At 53.4% G+C, this 15,176-nt stretch carries 14 protein-coding genes; 7 read left to right on the forward strand and 7 right to left on the reverse strand.

From position 1 onward, the window contains the following. From SE15_RS11850 to SE15_RS11860, 3 genes are read right to left on the reverse strand one after another with little or no spacing between them, the layout of a single operon-like run. A complete protein-coding gene (locus tag SE15_RS11850) occupies nucleotides 1–798 on the reverse strand; it encodes an isopentenyl phosphate kinase (protein ID WP_054522308.1) in 798 nt (265 codons plus the stop codon). Beyond that, entirely contained in the window at nucleotides 795–1,763 is a 969-nt protein-coding gene (mvk, locus tag SE15_RS11855; protein WP_201778101.1) for a mevalonate kinase, read from the reverse strand. Before mvk ends, SE15_RS11850 begins: the two co-directional genes overlap by 4 nt. Nucleotides 1,764–1,769: 6 nt before the next feature. After that, nucleotides 1,770–2,654: a decaprenyl-phosphate phosphoribosyltransferase gene (locus tag SE15_RS11860; protein WP_236690030.1), complete on the reverse strand. Its 885-nt coding sequence runs from the start codon at nucleotides 2,652–2,654 to the stop codon at nucleotides 1,770–1,772. A gap of 40 nt (nucleotides 2,655–2,694) precedes the next feature. Between SE15_RS11860 and SE15_RS11865 the strand changes: the two genes are divergently transcribed. After that, nucleotides 2,695–3,486 (forward strand): TlyA family RNA methyltransferase, encoded by a 792-nt coding sequence (locus SE15_RS11865; RefSeq protein ID WP_152965609.1) that lies wholly within the window; start codon nucleotides 2,695–2,697, stop codon nucleotides 3,484–3,486. Here the strand turns inward: SE15_RS11865 and SE15_RS11870 are convergent. From SE15_RS11870 to SE15_RS11880, 3 genes are read right to left on the reverse strand one after another with little or no spacing between them, the layout of a single operon-like run. Continuing rightward, entirely contained in the window at nucleotides 3,480–4,589 is a 1,110-nt protein-coding gene (locus SE15_RS11870; RefSeq protein WP_054522310.1) for a hypothetical protein, read from the reverse strand. The genes SE15_RS11865 and SE15_RS11870 overlap by 7 nt on opposite strands. A 12-nt stretch (nucleotides 4,590–4,601) precedes the next feature. Next, nucleotides 4,602–4,886, reverse strand: coding sequence for a hypothetical protein (locus tag SE15_RS11875; protein WP_054522311.1), 285 nt, complete (start codon nucleotides 4,884–4,886; stop codon nucleotides 4,602–4,604). Nucleotides 4,887–4,932: 46 nt separating this feature from the next. Further along, nucleotides 4,933–6,660, reverse strand: coding sequence for an HD-GYP domain-containing protein (locus SE15_RS11880; RefSeq protein WP_054522312.1), 1,728 nt, complete (start codon nucleotides 6,658–6,660; stop codon nucleotides 4,933–4,935). Between the two features lie 213 nt (nucleotides 6,661–6,873). Between SE15_RS11880 and SE15_RS11885 the strand changes: the two genes are divergently transcribed. The 6 genes from SE15_RS11885 (at nucleotide 6,874) to SE15_RS11910 (ending at nucleotide 14,077) form a co-directional block, all read left to right on the forward strand. Beyond that, the gene (locus tag SE15_RS11885) at nucleotides 6,874–8,121 is read left to right on the forward strand and encodes a response regulator (protein WP_054522313.1); all 1,248 of its coding nucleotides are present in this window, start codon (nucleotides 6,874–6,876) and stop codon (nucleotides 8,119–8,121) included. 90 nt (nucleotides 8,122–8,211) lie between these two features. After that, the gene (gene lepA, locus SE15_RS11890; RefSeq protein WP_054522314.1) at nucleotides 8,212–10,014 is read left to right on the forward strand and encodes a translation elongation factor 4; all 1,803 of its coding nucleotides are present in this window, start codon (nucleotides 8,212–8,214) and stop codon (nucleotides 10,012–10,014) included. Then, nucleotides 10,011–11,033, forward strand: a complete 1,023-nt coding sequence (locus SE15_RS11895) for a lysylphosphatidylglycerol synthase transmembrane domain-containing protein (protein WP_054522315.1) — start codon at nucleotides 10,011–10,013, stop codon at nucleotides 11,031–11,033. Before lepA ends, SE15_RS11895 begins: the two co-directional genes overlap by 4 nt. 18 nt (nucleotides 11,034–11,051) lie before the next feature. Further along, the gene (locus tag SE15_RS11900; RefSeq protein WP_054522316.1) at nucleotides 11,052–12,077 is read left to right on the forward strand and encodes a GDP-mannose 4,6-dehydratase; all 1,026 of its coding nucleotides are present in this window, start codon (nucleotides 11,052–11,054) and stop codon (nucleotides 12,075–12,077) included. Between the two features lie 15 nt (nucleotides 12,078–12,092). After that, complete coding sequence (locus SE15_RS11905) at nucleotides 12,093–13,256, forward strand: glycosyltransferase family 4 protein (RefSeq protein WP_054522317.1); 1,164 nt, start codon at nucleotides 12,093–12,095, stop codon at nucleotides 13,254–13,256. Then, complete coding sequence (locus tag SE15_RS11910; RefSeq protein ID WP_054522318.1) at nucleotides 13,253–14,077, forward strand: class I SAM-dependent methyltransferase; 825 nt, start codon at nucleotides 13,253–13,255, stop codon at nucleotides 14,075–14,077. The genes SE15_RS11905 and SE15_RS11910 overlap by 4 nt, the downstream gene beginning before the upstream one ends. On the opposite strand, the gene SE15_RS11915 is transcribed toward SE15_RS11910, so the two are convergent. Beyond that, nucleotides 14,074–15,174 (reverse strand): site-specific DNA-methyltransferase, encoded by a 1,101-nt coding sequence (locus tag SE15_RS11915; RefSeq protein WP_054522319.1) that lies wholly within the window; start codon nucleotides 15,172–15,174, stop codon nucleotides 14,074–14,076. The two genes, SE15_RS11910 and SE15_RS11915, sit on opposite strands and share 4 nt — an antisense overlap. Nucleotides 15,175–15,176: the final 2 nt, after the last annotated feature.

Genomic DNA, 15,176 nt, shown 5'->3' on the forward strand with positions numbered 1-15,176 from the left:
CTATTGGGTGATGCGGGTGCCGATAGGGTACCCTTGCAGGACAAGGCTCAGGTTTTGAGGGTGTTCTCCTGAGAAGATGACGACTTCCAAGTTGGGATACCGGTTTACCAGATCAAGCATGGCGCGGACTTTTTCGAGCATGCCCCCCGTTACATCTGGGGCTTCGGAGCCCCCTAAAGCCGGCCAGGCTGTTTCCAGGTTGGCAGGGGTGAGGTGATGGATTAAACGTTGACGTTGAGGAAAATCAGCCCACACCCCTTCTTCCTGCCCACAAAGGAGAAGACGGGCGGGCTTCAAGAGCGGCACGAGCTCAGCAAATAAACGTTCGGTGGAGAGAATGGTGCCCCCAATGCCTTTATCCAGTACCACATCGCCGTAAATAATAGGGATAAGACCAACTTCTAGCGCTTGCAGGAGTGGCGTCAGATCCCAGGTGATTACCTGCCCGTTTTGGCAGACAATGGTAGAAGAAGGAGGAAAGGCCATCACTGGAAGGCCGACCTGGAGGCAAATCTCTGTGACCAGGGTATTCAAAGCACGTGCCTGCCACCAGACTTCCAGAAAGCCTTGCCACTGCGCGGGTGTTGAAACGCCCAGGTGGGTGTTGTACTTTCTGGCGGCCATGTGCCCGAATGAACCCGAGCCGTGTCCTAACACGAGTTGAAGGTTGGGTTGCTCGGCGCGTGCGCGTTGAATTTCTTCTGCCAGGCGCCGAATTACCTCCGGTCGCGGAGTGGAAGGACGATGCTTTTCGGTGATCAGAGAACCGCCTAGCTTGAGGAAGTAAAGGGGGCTCATGAGAGGGTTACTCTACTGGGGGGTAAAGCGGGCACTTCGGTTGAAAGTACATTGACGGCTCCTGCCTCTCGCAGAGCCTGTCCAACTTGATGCACATTTTGGGGATGAACCAGCGCAATCATAATCCCACCCTGGCCCCCACCTGAGAGTTTTGCCCCTAAAGCCCCCGCTCCCAATGCGGCTTCTACCAGCCGGTTCAGCTCAGGTGAAGACACCCCCATCTCGACCAGTAAGCGGTGGTTTTCGGTCATCAAGGTTCCAACTACTTCCATTTCTCCCTGCATAAGGGCTTCCTTTGCTCGGCGAGTGAGATCGGCAATGGCCTGGAAGAGATTTCCGTAACCGATGGGATCTTGTTCCCATCGCTGACGCACCCCGGCCACGGCTTCTCGCGTCAGACCCTTGATGCCGGTATCGCCGATAAGAAGGTGAATTGGTTTGGCGAAGGTGAGGAATTCCACTGGCTGATGACGCACGAAAAAGATGGGGCGTGCAAAGGTGATTACCGTGTTGTCAATCCCGGAGGGTGTGCCATGATGGCGCTGCTCGAGGCGGTAAGCCAGTGCGCACACTTCTGAATCGCTCAAGGGATGCCCCATGAAAGCCGAAAGTGCTCGCACCAGAGCCACTGCTGTGGCAGCACTGGAACCCATGCCCGAGGCTACGGGGATGCTGGAGGTGAGACGCAGGTGGAACGCTGGCCAGTGGTCCAGTCCCAGTGCCTCAGCGACCAGTTGGAAAGCACAGGCAATGGGGTGATCAGCCTGGAGGCGATCCAAGGTGGTTTTTAGGCCAATTTGAGGGGCTTCGATCTCAGGGGGACCAGAACGTGTGGGCTGGGCAGTGATTGTTACACGTGCTTCTACCTCGTGGACTGGAGCAGCAATTGCGGGGTGGCCGTAGACGACGGTGTGCTCGCCGAAGAGGATGATTTTTGCAGGAGCGGAGGCTGAAATAGCAGGCATGGGCTTTTACTTCATTGGAATGCTGTAAAAGATGACAAGCACGGCAATTCCCCACAGCAAGATGGTAATCTGCAGGGGACGATCGGTGAGCAGGAGATCTTCGGGTGAACCGCCCGATCCTTCTACTTGAACCAGGTACAGGTAACGTAGAATACCGTAGAGGACAAAGGGAATCGTGAGCATCATAAGGTGATTCGAGGGCAAGTTGGGTGCCGAAAAAGTATATAGACTATAAGCGATGATGGTGCTGCTAGAGACGATTGTGATGGATTGATCGAGGAATGGGAGGGTGTATCCATCCAGGACACGGCGATGTGCATTGGCTTGCTCGGCTAGTTCGGAGAGTTCGGCCCGCCGTTTGCCGAACCCTATGTACAGCGCCAGCAGTGTGGTAACTACATAGAGCCAGGGTGAGAATCGTTCCACCTGGATCAGTGAAACGCCACCCGCCACACGCAGCACGAAGCCGGCTGCAATGATCAGAAGGTCCAGGATAGGGATGTGTTTCAGCCAGCGGGAATAAGCCAGGTTGAGGAGGAAATAAGCGCTTAGAATCAGCCCAAAGCCGGTAGAAAGATAGAACGCAAGCGGGAAGATGATAAGGACCAGGGCAATGGCCGTGCCCCGAGCGGTGGGAATGGGCAATGCCCCCGATGCAATGGGGCGCAGGCGTTTTTGAGGGTGGTGCCGGTCTGCCTCGGCATCCATAATATCGTTGAAGATGTAAACCGCCCCCGAAATCAGACAAAACAAAATAAACCCTAGCAGGGTTCGGAATGCGGCAGGCAGGTGAGTAAGTTGGCGATCAAAGACCAGCGCTGCCAGTACAAAGGCGTTTTTCGTCCACTGACGGGGGCGCATCGTTTTGATCAGAGCCCTAATCATGCTCATAATCATATCATAACTCGCCAAAGCGGGTAAAATACCCCTCGTGAAAGAGCGTTTGGATGTTCTATTAGTTGAAAAGGGGTTGGTCGAGAGTCGAGCCAAAGCACAGCGCTTGATCATGGCCGGACAGGTACGGGTAGATGATGAGGTGATTCTCAAGCCCGGCACAATGGTTCCCAAAACTGCTCGTCTTGAAATTGTAGCAGGGATGCGGTATGTTTCGCGTGGGGGTGAGAAATTAGAAGCCGCGTTGATGGCCTTTGGATTAACCCACCTGGAGGGTTGGATTTGTGCAGATGTGGGGGCTTCTACGGGCGGCTTTACCGATTGCTTGCTTTCTTTTGGGGCGGCGCGGGTGTACGCTGTAGATGTTGGATACGGACAGTTACACTGGAAATTGCGCCAGGATCCGCGTGTGGTTATTCTGGAGCGCACAAACGTGCGTTACCTCTCTGCTTTGCCGGAAAAGGTTCGTCTTGTTACGGTGGATGTCTCATTTATTTCCTTGAAATTGGTTCTGCCTGTGGTTAAAGGGTGGTTGCAGTCGGATGGGAAGATCATTGCATTAATCAAACCCCAATTTGAAGCCGGGCCACGCGAGTCGGCGCGCGGTAAAGGGGTCATTCGTGATCCAAGGGTGCACCGGCAGGTGCTTGAAGATGTGCTTGGTTTTGCATTGGAAATTGAACTGGTGCCGCTGGGCTTGATCCGTTCCCCTTTGCTAGGGCCAAAAGGGAATGTGGAATTCCTGACCCTGTTAGCATCAGGGCCTGAAAGTACTCCCTCTACGAATATGGCCTCAATGATTGAGATTGCCCTGAATCAGGCCTATTGAAAGATGCGCTCGACGTAATCAGAGCCCTTGCGGCATTCAGGGGTCGTCAAACCTGCTTTCAGGCTCTCCCATGAGAGGAAAAGCCCTTGCTGATTCACGTATTGAACGGCTTTGGCGGTACAGCCAGGTCCGGTGTGATAATTAACAAGGGTCAACTTCCAAAGATCCACATAATTGCTGATCTGGCCAGGCGAGCGTCGGTATACGTTGTAGATGATCTGGGAGATTTGTGCGCAATTAGCACGAAGCACCTCGGCAAAGGTCGAAACGCTTTCTTTGGCTCGAGCCATATCAATGCCCCCTGGACAGTCGGAGCAGGTTGCATTCACTTGCTGTACCAGATAACCGCGTAGCATCAAGCGTTCCTCGCTGGTGAGATTTGCATATCCCATCTCGCAGCGGTTGGGATGAAGGATGGAATTGCACACGCGCTGGAAGAAAGGCGGATTGTATAACAGTAGCGTATCCGCCCCGCTCTGATTGAGTTGTCCCAGCCCAATTTCATAACCGTTACCGTATACTCCCGGCCAGAACTGGCTTTCAACCGCAAACAACTGTTTAAGCAAACGTGGGGGCACACCAGTGTTTTGTGCTGCCTGGACGATTTCGGGGTCGTAACGATTCTGCCATTCAGCAAGCACGGGGCGAGCGCGTTCCACCCCGCAGGTATTCGCCACAAAAGGAGTTTGCAGTCCCCCACCCGGGCAATCCTGAGCATCCACTATCCGGTTGCGAATTAACATGGCAACGAGATAATAGTAAGGCTGGTTGGTATTCAATTCGGCAACCGAAACCGCTGGCTCCAATATTGGGGGTACGAAAGGGGGGCGCTGATGAATGCCCCAAATTTCGCTGCAGGTCAGTGCCGTGCTATAAAGTACGTAGACAGGTTGTACTCCCTCCTTGCTAGGAGGTGCGGAGGCGCGGGAAGAAGGCAACTCAGAGGGGGCCTGTCTGAACAGTCCCGTGGGAGGGACTTCGCTTGTCCCACGCACCGATGGCTCGTATCTCTCAGTTGGAGGTGGGGCAAAGGCGGCTAGAATCCAGGCTAAACAGACTAAAATTCCCACGGCTAAGCGAGGTGGTATTCTTGCTTCCCCCATTTGCTCTCTCATTCAGGTGGCATTTCCTTCGTCTTCTTCGTAAACATATGCCCAACCAGTGCCTTTGCAGACCGGGCATACATTATAGACATAGCCATCGCGGCAGAGTCCACCGCCGTTCCCGGCGCAGAAGGCACATTTCTTGGGGGCCTGGGCTACCAGTATGGTACCAACTCCCTTACAAACGGGGCAGACGTCGTAGGTATTACCATCGCGGCAGCGTCCTGCGCCATTACCGCTGCAAAATGCACAGGTTTCAGGAGCATAATGGATAAAAGGCTGGGCTTTTATGCGCATAGGGGCTCTCCCGGGGTAAACATCTGGGGCGGTAACCTTTCAGGATTTAGGAAGATTGGCTTTGAGAATCTCTCACTGCTTCGATAAAGGCCTCGGCCACCTCAGGGTTGAATTGGGTACCTGCAGCCTCACGGATTTTGTTGAGCGCTTCCTCGCTGGTAAATCCACTTCGGTAGGGCAGGTCGGTTGTCATCATTGTGTAGGCTTCGGCAACAGCGATGATTGCGGAGGCTGGTGGAATTTCTTGCTTGCTCAGTTGATCGGGATAGCCGGTACCATCCCAGTGCTCTTGATGATGATAGATCCAGGGAACGATGCGTGAGAAGGCGTTCATTTGCCTCACAATTTGTGCTCCATAATACGGATGCATCTGGATCATTTTCCATTCCTGGGAGGTAAGGGGTTTCACTTTAGTAAGCACCGCTTCGGGGATCGAGATCTTTCCGATGTCGTGCAGGAGTGCGGCGATCTCAATGAATTCAAGATCTGAGCCCGACCAATTCATGCGCTTTGCGGTTTCAATTGCATAACGAGCCACTCGCTCGGAGTGCCCAACCATAAAGCGGTCGCGTTGATCAATGGCAGCAACTAATACGCGTGCCAGGTTGATCAACGGTGAAAGGCCGGCAGCACCCGGGAAAATTGTGGGAGAAAGCGATTGGGTGAATCCCGGTCGGCGGCGTTCCCCAATGGCAATTTCTAGTTCAACGGTATTCTCGTAGAAATTCAGAAAGTTCTCCACTCTTTCCAGCATCACCTTGAGTTGCTGGTACTGGCCAGTAGCCCAAAGCGCTGGGATTTGCTCGTACATGATGGCCGAGGCGCGCGCAATTTCGGCCTGGGGGATGATGCGTTTCCCGTAGGAGGAAAGCAAGTCGTGGTAAGCGATGAGGCGCGAAAACCGCTCGCCAATCCGTTGTATTTGCTTGGAAAGAGTGGGATAGTCTCGCACGCTTTCTTCCAGCATGCGCAGGCGAGTCAGCAATTCTTCTACTTCTGTAGTTTCCTCGCTGCGTTGCTGTAAGATTTCGTTGAGGATTTGCTCCCACAGCGAACGGGCATCTTGAAACGTGAGTACTTCATTGCCGAACAGAACCGGTTCGTCGTTTTTGCACTGACTTTCTACATAACTGATAACTTTCTTGACCGATTCGGTGGCGGCTTCTAAGCGAGCAGCGTTCTCACGGCGCCGGAGTTCTTCAAGACGTTTCTTTTCGCGCATGAGCTGCATTCGATTGTAGAAGTCCAGCCGCTTGGGGGCGGCGGCCAGTTTCTCCAGCAGCAGGTCTTGTCTGGCGCTCAGGTCGTCCCAGGCGTTTTTGATGGACCTTAGCTTGGGGTTTGTGTAGATAAACAATGGGATTCTGCGGTTTTTCTGCTCAAGGCTTGGAATTGTCTCACAGATCTCATGATAAAGTTTCTGAAGTTCGTCTTCAATTTTGGGCGCTTTGTAGGTGAGGCTGGCGTAGGTAACCCGGTAGGCTAAAAATGCCGCTTCAATGTCCTGCAGGCGCTGGTGGGCCCGTTTGGGATAAGTGCGAATCTGCCTCTGTAAATCCAACCACTGACGTAATGAGTCGCGAATGCTTTGGAGGAAAGACCCAGAGGTTGTGAGAGCCTCAGCTTGGGGTTCTGTTGTGCTTTCCGGAGAGGCGGATTCGTGAACCTGATTTTCCTGAGATACTTCTGATGCCTCGGCGTTTGTCAGGCCTGATGTGGCCTCTTCAACTGTAGGATTCCCCGCTACGGATTCACCGAGCCATTCTTTCTCCATAGCCATTTCCTTATTTTTTAGTAAAAACCCCATTCTTGCGAAGAGAGAACAAACAGGTGGAAAGTCACTTTCTCCCCTTGTTGATTGTATTATACTAATAGTATCTCCACAATGTTCACCTGTCAATTAAAACCCGATTAGGAATTTTCAGATGGCACCTAACCATTTGGATTGTTAGAGTATAAAGCCCCAACTCAGGAGGGAGAGACAGCAATGAGCGACGCACACAATTTAATCACCGTGGTTTTGGTTGAAAACAACCCCCAATTGAGCAAACATTTGCAAAAGACCCTTGGGTTGATCGAGGAAATTGAAGTGGTTAATATATCCATGTCAGCCCAAGAAGCCGTTGAAGCCATTCGGGATCTTAAGCCCGATATCGCTTTGATTGAGTATGATCTGCCGGATATGAACGGCATCACTTTGACCGAGATGTTACGGCGGGATTATCCGGGTACACAAGTGGTGTTGATCTCGCAGGATAATTACACGGACCTGGTGTTGAAGGCAGTTCGAGCAGGGGCTTGTGATTTTATCACCCATGACGTTTCTATAAAGGAACTCACCGATGTCTTGCGCCGGGCTTCACAACTCTCGCTTGTCGAGCGCCAGCGACAGACGCCTTCGGTGGGTTTGCCCTCCGGCCCGACCCCCATTTTCGTGCCAGGGCGGGGAGTCAATGGCCGTATCGTTACGGTTTACAGTCCCAAAGGAGGGACGGGGGCTACCACCATTGCGGCCAATCTAGCACTTGCACTGATGAATAACGAGGTCCGAGTTACTCTGGTGGATGGATGCTTGCAATATGGAGATGCCCACATGTTTTTCAACGAACTGGGGCAATTCTCGGTATTAGACCTTGTACCACGCATCTATGATTTAGACATTCCCCTGGTGGAAAGTGTGATGCTTTTGAATCGGGCGACCGGGTTGTATATCCTGCCGGCACCGCCGCGCCCGGAATTTGCCGAGAAAATTACCGGCGAGAATTTCTCGCGTATTTTGGAGTTTATGCGCCGCTTTAGCGATTATATCGTCGTAAATACCCACTCCTTCATCTCTGACCCAGTATTGGCAGCGCTGGATGCGGGGGATGTGGTGGTTTTGGTCGTGGAACAGCAAATTAATGCAATTCGTAATGTGCGCTTGTTCCTCGATCTGTGGGATGCGTTGGGTATGTCCCGGGAACGCATTGCGTTGGTGATGAATCGCTACCGCAAGGATCACCCAATTACCGTGGAGAAGGTAAGCGAGCGGCTTAAACACACAGTTGCGATAACGATCCCTGAGGATGTTGAGGCGGCTCAAAAGGCAGACGCACTGGGCATTCCAATCTTACGTAGCAGCAAGGATTCTGAAATAGCACAAAGTTTTATAGCCCTGGCTGAACATGTACGCAAGCGTATTACTAACCTGGAGCGAGCCGAAGCGCCGCGGATGCGCCTCTTTGCGGTGGCCTGAAGACCCCTAAAGTATTGTCAAGGGGGAGAAGCCCTGACCAATCTGGCAGGGCTCTTTTGATCCTATTTTGGGGTATACTATTCCCCGACTATGGAAAAAGAGTTTATTCGCAATTTCTGCATCATTGCCCACATTGATCATGGAAAATCCACCTTGGCGGATCGTCTTTTGCAAATAACCGGTACCATCTCCGACCGCCAGATGGTGGAGCAGGTGTTGGACTCGATGGAATTGGAACGAGAAAAGGGGGTAACCATCAAAGCCTCGGCGGTACGGATGCTTTACCGGCATTCCAGTGGGAAAGAGTACGAACTGAATTTGATTGACACACCTGGTCATGTAGATTTCAGTTACGAGGTCAGTCGGGCGCTGATGGCCTGCGAAGGAGCGCTGCTGGTTGTAGATGCTACGCAAGGGATTGAGGCGCAGACTCTGGCGAACCTTTACCTGGCTCTGGATGCCGATTTGACCATTATTCCGGTGATTAATAAGATTGACCTGCCCTCGGCACGTGTTGCCGAGGTTGCTCAGGAGATCCAGAACCTCCTGGGAACACCCCCGGAAGAGATTCTGGCCGTCTCGGCTAAGGAAGGTACCAATGTGGAGAAGGTTCTGGAAGCGGTGGTAGAACGGGTGCCTTCCCCTCGTGGTGATACTTCCCTGCCGTTGAGGGCGCTGGTGTTTGATTCCCATTACGACTCTTACAAAGGCGTGGTTGCCTATGTGCGGGTGTTCGATGGAATGATTCGCCCCGAGGACACCCTGCGGGTGATGTCAAGCGGGATTGACTTTAGACCGGTTGAAGTCGGTATATTCTCACCGGATATGCGCCCGGTAAGTGTCCTCAGTGCTGGGGAGGTGGGGTATGTGGCTACCGGCTTGAAAACAGTTTCGGAATGCCGCGTGGGTGATACGATTACCTCGTCCACCTCTCCTGCGGCTGAACCCTTGCCGGGATTTCGTCATCCGAAGCCCATGGTCTTTGCTGGGATTTATCCGGTTGAAAACGAAGACTACGAACGGCTGAAGGAGGCTCTGGAGAAACTCCAACTTAATGATGCCTCCCTCGTATTTCAACCTGAGAAATCCCAAGCCCTTAATTTCGGTTTCCGCTGTGGTTTTTTGGGGCTTTTCCACATGGAAATTATCCAGGAACGTCTGGAACGCGAATATGACCTGGATATTGTGGTCACAGCCCCTTCGGTCGAGTATGAGGTGGTCCTGCGAACTGGGGAGGTTGTTCGAATTGATTCCCCGGCGTTGCTCCCGGATGAAGGGCTGATTGAAGAGATACGCGAACCCTGGATGGTGGTTCAAATTTTCACCCCGATGGAGTATTACGGCACGGTGATGGATTTGGTACGTCGCCGCCGCGGCATTTTCCGCGAGCAGGAATACCCGGCGCCGAACCGGGTGCAATTGACTTTTGAGATTCCGCTCTCTGAGTTGATTGTGGACTTCTTCGATGAACTTAAGTCTCGCACCCGCGGCTATGGTTCAATGGACTATCACTTTGCTGAGTATCGTCCGGGTGACCTGGTCAAATTGGAAGTTCTGGTGGCGGGTGAGCCAGTAGATGCCCTGGCGACCATTGTGCATCGCGATCAGGCCTATCACAAAGGCCAGGCGTTGGTCAGTAAACTCAAGGAGGTCATTCCCCGCCAATTGTTCGACGTGGCAATCCAGGCTGCGGCTGGAGGGCGCATCATCTCTCGGGCTAATGTCAAGGCGTTGCGCAAGGATGTGTTGGCTAAGTGTTACGGCGGCGATGTAACGCGCAAGAAAAAGTTGCTGGAAAAGCAGAAACGGGGGAAGAAGCGCATGAAAATGATCGGTAACGTGGAAATTCCGCAGGAGGCATTCCTGGCGGTTTTGGGCTTGGAGGAAGATTGAGAGAAAAGGGCGCTTGTCGGGCCACATGGGTAAAGTGGTTGCCAGGGTTTCTCATTAGTGTGCTGGCGTTAGGTATTTTATTCCGGGTTGCCAATTGGCAAGGGATTGGGGAGGCCTTAGTTGCCTATCGTTGGCCCTTTATCGTGGGCTCACTGCTGTTGACCCTCGCTTTCCTTTGGGTACGCGCCATGGCTTGGGCCGCCTTGCTGGAGGGGCGCGCTCATCCTGTTCAGACGTTCTGGGCTATCAATCAGGGTTATTTGATTAACAATTTATTACCGCTACGGGCCGGTGAATTAGGGCGCGCTGTGTTGCTGGGGCAGCAAATCAATCTCAGCCCGGTTCACATCCTTTCCACCGTGGTCATCGAGCGTATTCTAGACCTGGCCTTTGCGGCGCTCTTGCTGTTGAGTACATTGCCCCTGGTGGTGGGGATGGCCTGGGCGCGTACTGTGTCCTGGTTGACGTTGGGGGTGATTTTGCTGGTCCTGCTCATCTTGACCCAAATTGCCCAGCATCAGGAAGCCGCTTTGCGCTTTTTTGAGAAGGTGACTCAACGCTGGCGCTGGCGGATCCTTCAAGAGGTGGTACTACCTCAAGTGCGCACGCTCATTGAAGGGCTGGGGGCATTGCGTAGTCCTGCTTCCTTGTGGAAGGTCATGTTCTGGATTGCGGTTTCGTGGGGACTAGCGGTGTGCAATTATTACCTGATGCTATTGCCTATTGCGCCACACGCTCGCTTCTGGTGGGGGGCGTTTGCGGATGGGGTTTTGGCTATGGGGATCGCTCTGCCTTCTGCACCAGCCGCGCTGGGAACGTTTGAGGCGGCATTGGTGGGTGCGCTAGCCCTTCTGGGAGTGGAATCAACCCCTGCCCTGGCCTACGCGATTACCTTGCATTTTTTGCAGTTCATAATGACGGGGGTTTTAGGCGTGCTGGGGTTGTTACGCCAGCGCCGTTCGCTGCAGGGATGGACCCAATGGCTGCAACTGCGGGAGCACAGGGACCCAATTTCGTAAAATCCGTGTGGAGGTACAATGCCGCGACGTTATCTCATCACTGGAGGAGCAGGTTTCATCGGCTCTAATTATGCCGCCCGGTTAATCAACCAGGGACATGAAGTAATCATTTATGATAATCTCTCACGCGCAGGGGCAGTGCGCAATTTGGAGTGGTTGCGCACCACCTTTGGTGAGGATGCTTATCGCTTGATTGTGGCTGATGTCCGGGATACCCAGCGGTTGATCGAGGCGGTACGGGGTGTGGATGTGGTGGTGCATCTGGCTGCTCAAGTTGCTGTCACCACCTCGGTAACCGATCCACGCAGTGATTTTGAAATCAATGCGCTGGGTACCTTCAACGTTTTAGAGGCGGCTCGCCTTTCGGGAAAGGATCCTGTCGTCATCTATGCTTCAACCAATAAAGTCTATGGGGGCATGGAGAATGTGGCTGTGGTGGAGGGGGATACCCGCTGGTATTATCAGGACCTTCCTGAAGGTTGCCCGGAGACTCAACCCCTGGACTTTCATTCTCCCTATGGATGCTCAAAAGGGTGTGGTGATCAGTACGTGCGTGATTATGCGCGTATTTACGGCTTGCCCACGGTGGTAATGCGCCAATCTTGCATTTATGGACCGCGCCAATTTGGGGTAGAGGATCAAGGATGGGTGGCCTGGTTTGTGATTGCTGCTCTGTTGAAGCGCCGATTGACCATCTATGGAGACGGTAAGCAGGTGCGCGATCTGCTCTTTATTGATGACCTTCTGGATGCTTATAATGCGGCCATTGAGCGCATTGATGCAGTAGCGGGCCAGATCTTCAATATTGGCGGAGGTCCGCAAAACAGCATCTCGATTTGGCGTGAGTTTGGACCGCTTTTAGAGCGTTTAGTGGGGTTTTCAATCCCGGTTGACTTTGGAGAGTGGCGCCCAGGTGATCAACGTGTTTATATTTCGGATATTCGCAAAGCGCGTCAGTGGTTGGATTGGCAGCCTAAAGTCAGCGTGGAAGAAGGGGTGGAACGCTTAGTAACCTGGGTCAGGGACAATCTAAATCTCTTTTGAACCTGGCGAGCAACGATGCGCATCTTGACCGTACTCACTTATTACCGCCCTCACACTTCGGGTTTGACCATTTATGCCGAGCGGTTAGCGAAAGCCCTGGCGCGGCGCGGGCATCAGGTGACCGTGCTCACATCACAGTATGAGCGTTCCCTGCCACGCGAAGAACAGGTGGATGGTGTGCGGATTGTTCGCGCTCCAGTGATGTGGCGCGTGAGCAAAGGGGTCATCATGCCCACCTTCGGCTTCCTGGCCACGCGTCTGGTGCTCTCTCATGATGTGGTGCATCTGCATTTACCCCAGTTTGATGCCGCCGGCATTGCGTTGCGAGGACGGCTTTTGCGAAAGCCCACCGTCATCACTTATCACTGTGATTTGCGCATGCCCCCTGGGTTGGTGGCCTGGCTGGCCAATCAGGCTGTGCTGGTGATGAATGAACTGGCAGCGTTATTTACCCATCGGATTGTCACTTACACCCAGGATTATGCAGACCATTCGGCGTATCTGAGGCGGTACATGCACAAGTTGCACGTCATTCCACCGCCAGTAGAGTTACCGGTGGTTACTTTACAAAGCATTCAGGAGTTTGGAAAGCGCTTTAACCCTGAAGGGCGTCGCCCGGTTATCGGCATGGCAGCGCGCTTTGCCACTGAAAAGGGGGTTGAAGTGCTCCTGGACGCCTTACCCCGCATTTTGGAGGTCTATCCTCAGGCACAGGTCCACTTTGCAGGGCCTTACCAAAATATTGTGGGGGAAGAGCAGTATTTCCGCCGACTTGCTCCTCGCATTGAGGCTTTGCAAGCACAGGGACACTGGCGTTTTTTAGGAGTGCTGAATCCAGAAGATATGGCGCGTTTCTACCCCAACATTGATGTGTTGGTACTGCCATCGCTTAATTCCACCGAGGCCTTTGGCCTGGTCCAAATTGAGGCCATGATGAATGATGTGCCTTGTGTGGCGTCAGATCTACCGGGAGTGCGCCAACCAGTGCTGAGGCATCACATGGGGCACATTGCCCCGGTCGGAGATTCCCATGCGCTGGCAGAGGCGATCCTGGAAGTTCTGGCGAACCGGGAGCAGTTCAAAGTGGATCGCGAAACCATTCGCCAGCAATATCACCCGGATGCCATTGCTGCGCACTTTGAAACCCTATTTCAAACCATGTGGGACGAGTTGCATTGAGCCCGACTCAGATTCCTTCCGCATCACCTCTATTGGGCAAGCGAGATTTCCTCTGGTTGCACTTACGCGAATTGCCCTATTTCCGGGCTTTGTTGCGAGCCGTTGAGGCGCGATTCTATCAGGATCTGCATTTACCCCGTCCGGTGCTGGATATTGGGTGCGGGGATGGGCATTTCGCCAGCGTGACCTTTGCCGAACCCCTGGATGTGGGGTTAGATCCGGACCCAGGAGTTTTGCCCTTGGCAAGAAATTATGGGGGCTACCGCTGGGTGCTCCGTGGGTATGGGAACGCACTGCCGTTCGGCTCAGCGAGTTTTGCCAGTGCAGTGAGCAATTCGGTGTTGGAACATATTCCGGATGTGGATGGGGTTTTGCAGGAAGTGGCCCGCGTCCTTCGTCCAGGAGCGCCCTTTATCTTTTGCGTACCCAATCACCGTTTTACCCGTTCGCTTTCGGTGGCTCGCTTCCTCGACCGGCTGGGGTGGCATGGGCTGGCCGAAGCGTATCGCCGTTTCTTCAACCGTATTTCGCGCCATTATCATTGTGATGACGTGCCTCGCTGGGACGAACGATTGAGAGCAGCGGGTTTCGCCCTGGAGCGTTACTGGCACTATTTTTCACCTGAAGCGCTGGCCTGCCTGGAATGGGGGCACTATTTTGGCCTTCCCGCATGGGTGGCGCGGAAACTGACCGGCAGGTGGATTCTTGCACCAACAACCTGGAATCTCAGTTTGACTCGGCGAGTGGTACAGCCTTACTATGACCAGAGGGCTATTTGCGATGATGGGGTGTACACGTTTTATGTGGCCCGGCGCGTTTAATCGGTATTTTTCGGTCTGAAATACGCGCTGCTGAGCCGTAGGCGCAGGTTGTTGAGGGGATAGAGATTCCCAGTTTCGTCGCGGTAGTACCAGAGATCCCAACCATTGCAAGGTGCATTATTCAGCAGAGCACGCGCTACGGTGTGGATAGATCCGGTAAGCTCACCGCAGCGCAGGTGACCGTTGGCAAGAATGATGGCTTCCGGGGATCCTCCCCGGAAGTAGAGAGGCTGACCGGGTTGAAGCAAGCCGGCTTCTAAGAGAGCCCCAAAAGGGATGCGGGGACGCCGGCGCGTTTCCACCCATTCCACGGCTGGAAGGGGAGCCGGGGTAATGGCTTGAATGCGTGCTCGTGCAATTTGAACGTAGCGGGGGTCCCGTTCAATGCCCAGATAATGACGATGTAATTTTTTGGCAACGGCCCCTGTGGTACCGCTTCCAAAGAAGGGGTCCAAAATGATGTCACCAGGCTGTGTTGAAGCCAGAACGACGCGGTAAAGCAGGGCTTCGGGCTTTTGGGTGGAATGGGCTTTCTCGCCGTTGATGCGGATGCGCTCGTTGCCGATGCATGTCGGCAGGTACCAATCCGAACGCATTTGAAGGTCTTCGTTGAGGGCTTTCATTGCCTGGTAGTTAAAGGTGTATTTAGCCCCTTTGGTTTTTTGTGCCCAGATGAGGGTTTCATGAGCGTTCGTGAAGCGGGTACCATGAAAGTTGGGAGTGGGGTTGGTTTTGATCCAGACTAGATCATTAAGGATCCAGAACCCCAATTCTTGGAGCAGCGCGCCGACACGATAAATATTGTGGTAAGTGCCAATTACCCAGAGGGTCCCGGTGTCTTTGAGCACGCGGCGGCACTCTGAAAGCCAGGCGCGCGTGAAAGTATCATAAGCAGTCAATGATTCAAAGCGATCCCAATGGTCATCTACCGCGTCTACGCGTGTAAAATTGGGGCGGTAGAGAGCATGCTGCAATTGGAGGTTGTAGGGGGGATCGGCGAACACCATGTCCACGGCATTCGAAGGAAGTTGAGGCAAGATTTCCAGGCAATCGCCTTCCAGGATGGTATCCAGGGGCAAACCATCCACTGATTCCATGG

The sequence above is a fragment of the Thermanaerothrix daxensis genome, from assembly GCF_001306145.1.
GTDB lineage: Bacteria > Chloroflexota > Anaerolineae > Anaerolineales > Anaerolineaceae > Thermanaerothrix > Thermanaerothrix daxensis.